Annotated in this window: 11 protein-coding genes; all 11 read right to left on the reverse strand. The window is 31.8% G+C overall.

What is annotated here, in order from left to right; translation table 11 throughout:
- Positions 1-4 precede the first annotated feature (4 nt).
- The 11 genes from nadE to ACTO17_RS15205 are packed head-to-tail and all read right to left on the reverse strand — an operon-like array spanning position 5 to position 9,362.
- A complete protein-coding gene (gene nadE, locus ACTO17_RS15155; RefSeq protein WP_172537790.1) occupies positions 5-859 on the reverse strand; it encodes an NAD(+) synthase in 855 nt (284 codons plus the stop codon).
- Positions 831-1,724 (reverse strand): hypothetical protein, encoded by an 894-nt coding sequence (locus ACTO17_RS15160; protein ID WP_482558517.1) that lies wholly within the window; start codon positions 1,722-1,724, stop codon positions 831-833. Before ACTO17_RS15160 ends, nadE begins: the two co-directional genes overlap by 29 nt.
- A complete protein-coding gene (locus ACTO17_RS15165) occupies positions 1,702-2,817 on the reverse strand; it encodes a radical SAM protein (RefSeq protein WP_172537788.1) in 1,116 nt (371 codons plus the stop codon). Before ACTO17_RS15165 ends, ACTO17_RS15160 begins: the two co-directional genes overlap by 23 nt.
- Positions 2,818-2,819: 2 nt before the next feature.
- The gene (locus ACTO17_RS15170; protein WP_482558518.1) at positions 2,820-3,068 is read right to left on the reverse strand and encodes an acyl carrier protein; all 249 of its coding nucleotides are present in this window, start codon (positions 3,066-3,068) and stop codon (positions 2,820-2,822) included.
- Between the two features lie 6 nt (positions 3,069-3,074).
- Complete coding sequence (locus ACTO17_RS15175; protein ID WP_482558519.1) at positions 3,075-4,271, reverse strand: alanine racemase; 1,197 nt, start codon at positions 4,269-4,271, stop codon at positions 3,075-3,077.
- Positions 4,268-5,125 (reverse strand): hypothetical protein, encoded by an 858-nt coding sequence (locus ACTO17_RS15180; RefSeq protein WP_482558520.1) that lies wholly within the window; start codon positions 5,123-5,125, stop codon positions 4,268-4,270. The genes ACTO17_RS15175 and ACTO17_RS15180 overlap by 4 nt, the downstream gene beginning before the upstream one ends.
- 8 nt (positions 5,126-5,133) lie before the next feature.
- Positions 5,134-5,856 carry a methyltransferase domain-containing protein gene (locus ACTO17_RS15185; protein ID WP_482558521.1) on the reverse strand — a complete coding sequence of 241 codons (723 nt, stop codon included), beginning with the start codon at positions 5,854-5,856 and terminating at the stop codon, positions 5,134-5,136.
- A gap of 10 nt (positions 5,857-5,866) precedes the next feature.
- Complete coding sequence (locus ACTO17_RS15190) at positions 5,867-6,979, reverse strand: radical SAM protein (protein WP_482558522.1); 1,113 nt, start codon at positions 6,977-6,979, stop codon at positions 5,867-5,869.
- Positions 6,951-7,901, reverse strand: a complete 951-nt coding sequence (locus ACTO17_RS15195; RefSeq protein ID WP_172536274.1) for a cysteine synthase family protein — start codon at positions 7,899-7,901, stop codon at positions 6,951-6,953. Before ACTO17_RS15195 ends, ACTO17_RS15190 begins: the two co-directional genes overlap by 29 nt.
- A 1-nt stretch (position 7,902) precedes the next feature.
- Positions 7,903-8,829: a radical SAM protein gene (locus ACTO17_RS15200; protein ID WP_172536273.1), complete on the reverse strand. Its 927-nt coding sequence runs from the start codon at positions 8,827-8,829 to the stop codon at positions 7,903-7,905.
- 2 nt (positions 8,830-8,831) lie between these two features.
- On the reverse strand, positions 8,832-9,362 hold the full coding sequence (locus tag ACTO17_RS15205; protein ID WP_482558523.1) for a hypothetical protein: 531 nt from the start codon (positions 9,360-9,362) through the stop codon (positions 8,832-8,834).
- Between the last annotated feature and the right edge of the window lie 138 nt (positions 9,363-9,500).

Raw genomic sequence — 9,500 nt, forward strand, 5'->3', positions numbered from 1 at the left:
CACCTCATATCGTCTTTAATAATTCTCTCTTCTTCTTTATTTGTGATATTTTAAGAATCGATTCTATTCCTTCTATAATGTTTATATCCACATTTAATTGTACAGATATTTCATTGATCTCTTCACCGCTAAGAACAGCTTTAATACAATCATCTATTATGGCGGTTGTTAATTTCTGCTTAATTTCCATTACTTTTTTATCATCTTCATCATTAAATTGTGTCCCTGCAGGAATAGGTCCTTTGTAATAAATCCAATACGCAATATCTTCTAAATCTTCCTGATCCTTCCAAAATCCCGCTGATGCTGGTTGTTTAAGAACCTCTTCATTTGTTCCAAGTTCCTTTGCAATTTCTTTCACTTCAGATTTATAAAGATGCGCAATTGGTTTAAAATGCGCAATATTATCTCCAAAAGGTAAAAAGAATCCTAACTCTATTTCCGTTTTATTTGATGTTCCAGCCACAATATATCCCTTTTCCTGATAACTAGAAAGTAAAACTGTTCTCAGTGAACATTTAGCTCTTGCTGTTTCCAGCAAACTATTAACATTAAACCCTTCACTGGAGTCCCCTTCACTTAGTCTTTCTATTATTTCAGTATTTAGATTTCTCATATCAATAAATGGTAAATCCATATTTAAATCAGCAGCCAGTTTCAATGCATTATGAATATGTCTTTCATCCATATCGTCTTGTAGTACCATAAATATTTTTACTCGATTATTTCCTACTGCCTTAACGCATAACCTCGCCACAACATCTGAGTCTAACCCTCCTGAAACTGCTACAACAATTTTCTCATCTTCATTAACATAATCATTGATAAAATTAATAATTTCTGTGATTTTGTCCTTCACTGTTCTTCTCCTTTATATATTGAACCATAATCGCTGTATATATATTATCTTCAACTGAAACCATAGCTGCACATTGTCCGTTATCCAATCTTTGATCTGCCTCAGCCTCCAACAATGTATAAACTGTATCCATACAACCAAAATCATATTTTTCATACTTCATTCTTTTTATTCTTCTGCCATTTAGATTCAATTGTTTTGTATCTGTATTATTTCTAAAGACAAGCTCTATATCTTTTTTCTTTAGATAATCAAATAGTTCATCTTTATTTGAGGTCTTAATATAACTTTCAACGCAAAAACAATTCCCCCTATGCTTTTCACTAATCACAAAAGAAATTGCTCCATCAGCTAAAATAAACTCATAATTTCTGTTATCACCGGGTTCTAATCGCTGAGATAATGAAACAATAAAGTAATTTCCACCTTTTTCAAATGAATTAAACAGGGAAAATGCGTGTATTAATGATACATCTGCTAATCCCAATATATTCAGCGGCTTCACATTTCTACACCCCACTGTTTTTAATATGTAATAATCCGGAACCGGCAAACTATATGCCTCAGATGATCTAATATCTAAATAAAAAGTTGGCTCCTTTTTCATATATTCAACACAATCTTTTGGGAAAGTTTGTAAGATCATTTCGTGGCTTGTCATACTTTTAGCTATTGGCGCTATAATATCAGATTCACCGCTGCCTTTGGCCTCTGATTTCAATCGTTCATACGAATCTTTGTAAAACGGCAATAACTCACTCACTTGTTTATTGACACTTTCAATGTCAGGAATATACGTTTTTAAATGGCTAATATATATCATTTCATCATCTTCCAATTCTTTATAATTCTTTGATCGCTTCATTTAAGATTTCATGATCTATGTTAAAATCCTTTGCTATTATAGTATAACAATTTAATAAATGATTTTTAGTATCCTTAGTCTCAAGAACCTGCATCCTGTGAAAATAGTCTTTTTTACATCCACACTCCAATCGTCCTAATTCTTTAACTACCACGGTATTACATTCGTCTTTATATCTGTCTAGTAAATCTATAACTTTGGGTCGACATAATTCACATGTCGTTGGAGACTTAATAATCTTACCTTCATTGTTATAATAGTTTTTATACCATGAAATTTGAACTTTACTACGTTCAGTTTCATCTACATCTTTTAAAATTTCAACCAGCGACCATAATGATACGCAGTCATACAAATTTTCTTTATACAAATAACTCAACAACGTCCCTGGCTTAATGTGCAGAGGAAATACCACAACAGTGTTTACACCTATATCCAATGCCCATCTAACAGTTTTTTTTGCATCTTCCAACTGTCTTTTTTCATCTAAAAACGGAACGCCTAAAGACACATTCGCTGTTACTAAAATTCCTTCTTCTTTTATTACATTAACGGCTCTGATAAATTCCTCTGGCATCATATTCTTATTTACACAATTCTTCAAAACGAATTCAGAAGAAGACTCCAGACCAAGCTCAACAGCAATTACTTTATCTTGAATGATATCCTTCATCCTACGTAATTTGTCTTTAGTTATTGTATCTGCTCTTGTCTCAGTAATAAATTTCTCACAATTATATTTTTCAACTAAACCAAATATTTTATTTCTAAAATCAGGTGAAACTTCTGTATCGTCAAACATACTGCCCGTTGGTGAAATGACAAGCTGCTTTAAGGGTGGAGTTAGTTTTATCAATTCTTTTTCAATCAAATAAAGAATTTCATTTTCGTCAACCATGTGCCCTTTTCCATAATTGCACATGGTACAACCTCCGTCTTTATCATGATTGCACCCACCAGTCATAAACCATATTTCTACAAATTCACCACCGTCAACACGTTCGTGTCTGCAGTACACTTTCTCATTAATATCCAAATGTTTCCTTTGTTCGTATATTTTATGTGTAGCCTCTTTTAGTAATCTATTTTTCACTTTTAATCTCCCAATTTCCTCTCTACGCACTCACATAAATTTTTTAAGTTCCTAAATATTTCCGAAAAATCATCTAAAATTGGATCAAACTTAATATCAAATTCGTCCTCAACCGCAACCTGCAGGTATAACAGATTTACAGAGTCAAATCCGAGATCATCCACAAATGAATTCTCCATTTTCATTTCATATTCTTCATCCGTTAAGTTCTTTACAATATCTTTGATTGTTAAATATATTTCTTTTCCCAATTTCAGTTACTCCTTTACATTATTTATTTTACTATTTATTTTATAGGTACATTTTTCTTCTCTAAGTGTAACGATGCTTCCATCTGTTCTAACCAAATTAACAATTGGTAACTCACGGCTAAGAAATAATGCATTTGCCTCAGTCTGACAATAAGCTCCTGCGTTTGGAAAAAGAAAAATATCTCCTATCGCATGTTTTTTTAATGTTTCATTATTCAATAAAATATCATTAACAGTACATAACGGCCCACAAATCGTATATACATCCGTTTCCGCAGCATCATTAAGAATATCTATTACAACATTTCTTCCTCCAAATGCCTGTCCATAATATTTAATATGGTTCGTACCACCATCCAGAATAGAAAACTTTCTTCCTGCATTTTCTTTCTGATCAATTACCCTTGAAACATAGACTCCACATTCCGCAGCAATAGCTCGTCCCATTTCACATATTACTCTGTGATGATTCCTTCTTTTCAATATCAACTCTGATGTTTCTTTCAACATCTGCTCAAAGTTATTTTTATCATAATCCACCTTGTAATAAGGGACTCCAATTCCTGCCCCAAAATCCACAATTTCAAATTTGAATACGCTCTCCCTTTCAATTTGCAAAACTATATCAAATAGATAATTTATTTTCTTTAATATATCATCTATTTTAAATGTCTGAGTTCCAGCATAGTATTGAATTCCAATCATATTAACATTAGTATAACTACTACGGCTGTTAATTACTTTTTTTAAATTTCTTTCAGACAGACCAAATTGATTACCAGCGCTTAATCTCAACAATATTTTTGTGCGTTCTTTTCTCTCGGCACTTAGCCTATCTATTATCTCCAATTGATTTAACGATTCGACTGTAACAATCACACGTTCATCTTTAATTGCTTCTGATATTTCATAATCAAGTTTACACACTCCTCCAAATATAATTTCGGTGTCCACACTCAATTGATTTTTGCAAATTTGATATTCTCCATACGAACACACTTCAAATATTTTAATTCCATCACCTACAAATGCAGTTAAAAATGGATTTGCTTTTATTGAATAGCATAGTTCTATTTTTTTCCCAAATGCTGAACTTATTGTCTTTACACTATCATTCAGTGTTTTTTCAAAATAGAAATAAGCTGGAGTACATATTTTATCCGTCTGAACTATCGCTTTTTCGAATAATTTTTTATAAATCAACTCACTTCCTCCAATATACTACTTATTAAATAATCATCTATATTTTTAATTAATGTATTAATCCGCTCATAATGCTTGTTAAACGTTATGTCATTTAACTCAGATGCATATTCTTTAAAAACTTTGCAGTTTTGATTAAATTCACTATTTTTTTCTAAATACTTAAACATCTTGCTAATTTGAATCAAATAATTTTTAGCTGCAAATCCAAAGGATATTTCATCAGCAATATTCATATTGCATAATTTCGTATAATTGTAATTTGACACATCATCGAGAGACAATCTGCTTGCTCTTTTTGCCTCTAACCAATTTTTTAATACTTTTATTCTATTCGGTGCACTTATTTCGATATTCGAATTAACACAAATCTGAAACAGATAATCTTTCTGTTCAAACATTTTTGAATAATCTTTCGCATCAACCATTAAAAAAGGAACTCCATCCGGCTCGTGAATAAATAATTCACCATTATAAGAAAAACAATATATATAATTCCTTTCTCCATCATAATAATTGGCATCAATCTTTTGCAATAACTTGCGTTTTGAAATTGGTCCCAAAACAAAGGGCCTGTTTTTTCCTAATATCCTATTAATATCAAAATCCTTTTCTGTAAGTTTTTTCACACTGAACAATTCATCCGCGTTTAAAGCATATTCAATATTTTTTAAAGATTCACAAACACTGATTCCCGATTTAAACCAAAATCTTATATTACCACTGTTAATAAATGATGCATTTCGCAAAGATATACAGTCAATATCTTCTATTTCTGTGTAATTCGAATTTACAAGCAACATCTTAATAGCATCTTCAAAAAAATCCAGTTGTTTACCTTCATATATGTACATTTTTCACCCTAATTTTCTAAAACCCATATTTGGTTCACAGATTTATTTGTATATTCAGATCTATTAAAATCTCCATACAAATTTTTTACTTTAAAACCCACTTCCTTAATTATTTTGAAAATTGATTTGACATCAAACCAATAAAACTCAAAGCTTTCAAATATCACATCGTTACATCTGACAATACAATGCATTTTTTTATTATTGAAATCAAAAGAATATTCGTCTGTTATCCGTATATCAGAATCTTCATACATAAGCACTTGTTCATTTGACACTTTTTGAGCCCATCCTTGGTCCAAGACATAATGATCAAATATAAACATTCCACCACTTAACAGATTCTTTTTTACAGCTTTTAATGTTCGGGTTCTATCTTCATTGTTCTCCAGATGCCCAAATGTTCTAAATGGCATATATATATATTCACACTTAAATGGCAATTTCAATTCTCTAAAATCTTGTTTCAGTAACATCAACCTGTCGGTATATTCTTTCTTTATTTGCTTTTCTGTCTGTTTTAACATTTCCTCACAGTTATCTACACCTATTACCTTATTCATGCTTTTTTTTAGTATTTCTCCAGCAATTCTTCCTGTTCCAACCCCAAGTTCCACAATTGTAGAATTATGTTTTAGCGCCTCTTCGATATAAAATTTTCCAGATGCAACATAATACTTATTACCCGATGACCATTTATTATAATATTGCGATATTTGAGAATAAATCATGCCGTTCTCCTTATCTGACATATTCACTATAAATATTATTTTCAATCTGAGCTTTATTTCTAATCCAAAAATCCTCCTGCATATTTTTTTCTGCAAGTGCGCAATAAATGCTTACAATTCTTTCAGGAAGAGAAGCGCTCTCCTCTTTAAATTTTTCTTTCCATTTATAATAACACTCACAATTAAGGGAACTTAAAATTGTTTTATCCCTTTTAATGACATAATCATCTAATGCGTCAAGTACCTTTTCATAACACTCAGAACAAGAATCCGCTGCATTTACAAGATTAAAAGCTCCATATGTTCTGTACCAACAAATATCTATATCTAAATCTTCTGGCAAATTCAAAAGAATTTCTACTAATAACCAAATACTTGGTTCATCACACAACCCCAACTTATAAATTTCATAATAAATTGTGTTTTCTTTAATATGAGTGGCAAAAATCGCTGGTTTAACTTGATTCTTCAGGCACCAATCGATAGAATTCATTGCTATATCATAGCTTTCTTTAGCCGATAGCATCGGTACACCTGCTAATATATTTCCAATAGGTTTGATTCCATAGCCATTTAAGATTTTTGCAGCCTTTTTTATCTCCTTGATTGTTACGCCTTTATTAATACAATATGTATTAACGAAATCCGATGAAGTTTCAATTCCCAAATAAACGCTCTTTAACCTATCACCTAAAATACTTTTTACATCTTCAATAGTTTCACTGTTAATTGTATCAGCCCTTGTCTCGAAAGTTACCTCCTTATGGGGCGATTCTGCAGCTAACTCAAATATTTGATGTCTTGCATCGATTGGAACTTCATTCAAATCAAGCATGCTTCCAGCTGGAGATATTAAAAGTGTGTTATATGACCCTTCTATTTCTTGCAGCGCACTTTTAACCGCATTTACCATAGTTGATGTATCTGTTTCTGGCCCAATACTGTAATCACACATGGTACATCCGCCTGTTCTATCATGAGTACACCCCCTTGTTTGAAACCATATACCAGCAAATGAACTATCTGGATTAGTCCTTACACTATACTTAATATCGTTATCCCAATAAATATTTCTTTTCTTCTTTATCTCAATATCACAGTTGCTCAAAAATAAGTTTTTCATTATCCTTTAAACCATCCCCCGCATACTTTTTATCTTCTAATACACTTATGTAACTATCCATACCATCAGGAGCTATCATAACAATACTTTTGTTCTTTTCTTTATGCGAATAATCTAAAACAGCTGCATATGTCATAGCTGAAGAAATTCCCAATTCTAATCCATACTCCTTTTTAAGCCCCTTACAGCAACGTACTGACTCTAAATCGTTAATTTGATAATATCCATCGATATAATCTATATATTTCTCAATAAGTCCTGATGGTCCACGTAATCCCGTACCAGCGTTTATATACTCTCCATCTGTTCCACCAAAAATTGTAGAACCCATTGGTTCAATGCCAATTATCTCTATATTCGTATTTTTTTCCTTCAGAAACTTTGCAATTCCTGTTATTGTTCCACCAGTTCCTACAGGGCAAAAACATATATCTATATCCCCTTTACATTGTTCCCATATTTCCGGTCCTGTCGTCTCATAATGTGCGAGCATACAATTCCTGTTATCATATTGATTGCTCCAAAAATATTTTCCGGAATCCTGTAATTCTTTCGCAACTTTTATTCTTGAACTTCTATAATCAAGATTTTCAATTCTTTTTACAACTCTGTAATCTATATGATGTTTTTTTAATTTTTCCAGTTTTTCTTTGCTAATCGACTCATCAACCAAACATAAGAAATCTACTCCCATATCGTCCAAGAAATAACTCAAAGCAAAACCCAGATTTCCTGAGGTTGATTCAACAACACCATTCACCTCTTCCGTGTTCAAATCTTTTACGATATAATAGGCTGTTCGTGCTTTTATACTATTTAAGAAATTGTATTTTTCTTGTTTTATAAATAACTTATTGTCATTGGCTAACTCAACAGCCATCATTGGCGTATTTCCTATCCCATATTCGTACATTGTTTTCATATTAGTCCACATTACCATTTACAATTTTAATTTTTGAACAATACTCACACTCATGTTCTAAGTTATATTTATTAATCTCAGAGTAAATGTCTTTTACCTTAAAAATATTAAAAACAGCGTTCTCATCATTATCCCAAGGACATATTCTTACAAATCCTTCGGATGAAATGCTTAAACTATTTTCCGGCGCTATCTCAATAACGTTGTAATTCATTTTATTTATAAATCTCTCGTTCCTATAGATAGACTCTCTCCTTCTGCGGTTAAAAAACATTCTGATTGCTATAGAACGATTGTCATAATTTCTTATACCCTTTAAAAAAGTTTCAAATTCATCGTCACCTAACAATAAATGCTGTATTCTTTCCCCTCTTCCTACAGCTTGTAATTCATATATCTGAATTTTCTTTATTTCTTTCTCAATAAGCAGTGGGATTAATTCTCCAAAAATGGTTTTATAATTGCCTTTATGCAACGTTGTTCTCACTACAACATTTACGCCTATATCTCGATATGCACATATATTCTTAAATAATAAATCGCTATCTACATTACGCAACAATCTATTAGTTGTATTATCATGTCCTTCAACAGATATTCTGAATGTCTCTACATTCTTTAACACGTATAATATATCTTCAGCATCATCGAAAATGGTTCCATTGCTTGTAATCGTTATTTTCCCCAGTATTTCTTTATCTAACTTCGCTAACTCCCTAAACACCTCTTTTCTCAGAAAAATCTCTCCTCCTTCTAAGTGAATATCAATGTCATACAACTTATTCAGCTTTTTAATTATCTCCACCAGCTGCTCTGGAATAATTTCCTTACGATTCTCCTGATAAAAACTATTATTATAGCAGTGAACACAATACAAATTACAGTTTCTATTCGTATACAAATGTAAACTCAACTGTTTTTCCCCCATAACTATTTCTGTCCCTCCATCTCAATCATCTTTATTCTTGTGTATATAGAATCCATATAATCGAGTATATCTAAGCCATCGTTACACGTCATGTCCAGTGTTCTTCTTAGCTCCTGCTTACAATTACATTCTGTATTGGCAGCTCCTTCTAAGAGCTTAATTCGCTTTTCTGTATCTTCCAAAATATTAAAATTGAAAAAGAAATCCATTAATTTATTTTCACATGTTTCACAGTAACGCGGTCCTAATATAGCTTTTTTATATGCTGGATTCTCTTGCTTTCGATTTCCGTACCATACCACATCAATTCTATTGATATATTTCTTCTTTACCCTCTCCAGTACTCTAAGAATCATTTGGCCATTTACTCTTTCATATAATCCATTCTGATACATCCAATTAACTAATGTATATTCTTTAATATTCACAGGGAATAACATTACATAATCTGCGCCTGTTTCAAATAATTTATTTATGCTTCTAACAGCATCCTCAATTTGTTGGCTAACTGAGACAAATGGTACACCCAACATAATGTTCGCTATGAACTTGCAGCCTGATGCATGAATCAACGTAAGCGCCAAATATTAATGCGGTCAGATACAAAATTACCCCAGCCCTTTGCGAGTTGGAGTAATTCACTATAATTCACATGCGATTTTTGATAGATT

It is taken from the genome of Petralouisia sp. (assembly GCF_056822245.1).

What these genes read in the sequence shown, in the direction of transcription:
- ACTO17_RS15180 (WP_482558520.1), bottom strand. Translation starts at nt 5,125, where the DNA reads ATGTACATATATGAAGGTAAACAACTGGATTTTTTTGAAGATGCTATT.
- ACTO17_RS15160 (WP_482558517.1), bottom strand. Translation starts at nt 1,724, where the DNA reads ATGAAGCGATCAAAGAATTATAAAGAATTGGAAGATGATGAAATGATA.
- ACTO17_RS15195 (WP_172536274.1), bottom strand. Translation starts at nt 7,901, where the DNA reads ATGAAAACAATGTACGAATATGGGATAGGAAATACGCCAATGATGGCT.
- ACTO17_RS15190 (WP_482558522.1), bottom strand. Translation starts at nt 6,979, where the DNA reads ATGAAAAACTTATTTTTGAGCAACTGTGATATTGAGATAAAGAAGAAA.
- ACTO17_RS15185 (WP_482558521.1), bottom strand. Translation starts at nt 5,856, where the DNA reads ATGATTTATTCTCAAATATCGCAATATTATAATAAATGGTCATCGGGT.
- ACTO17_RS15205 (WP_482558523.1), bottom strand. Translation starts at nt 9,362, where the DNA reads ATGTTGGGTGTACCATTTGTCTCAGTTAGCCAACAAATTGAGGATGCT.
- ACTO17_RS15200 (WP_172536273.1), bottom strand. Translation starts at nt 8,829, where the DNA reads ATGGGGGAAAAACAGTTGAGTTTACATTTGTATACGAATAGAAACTGT.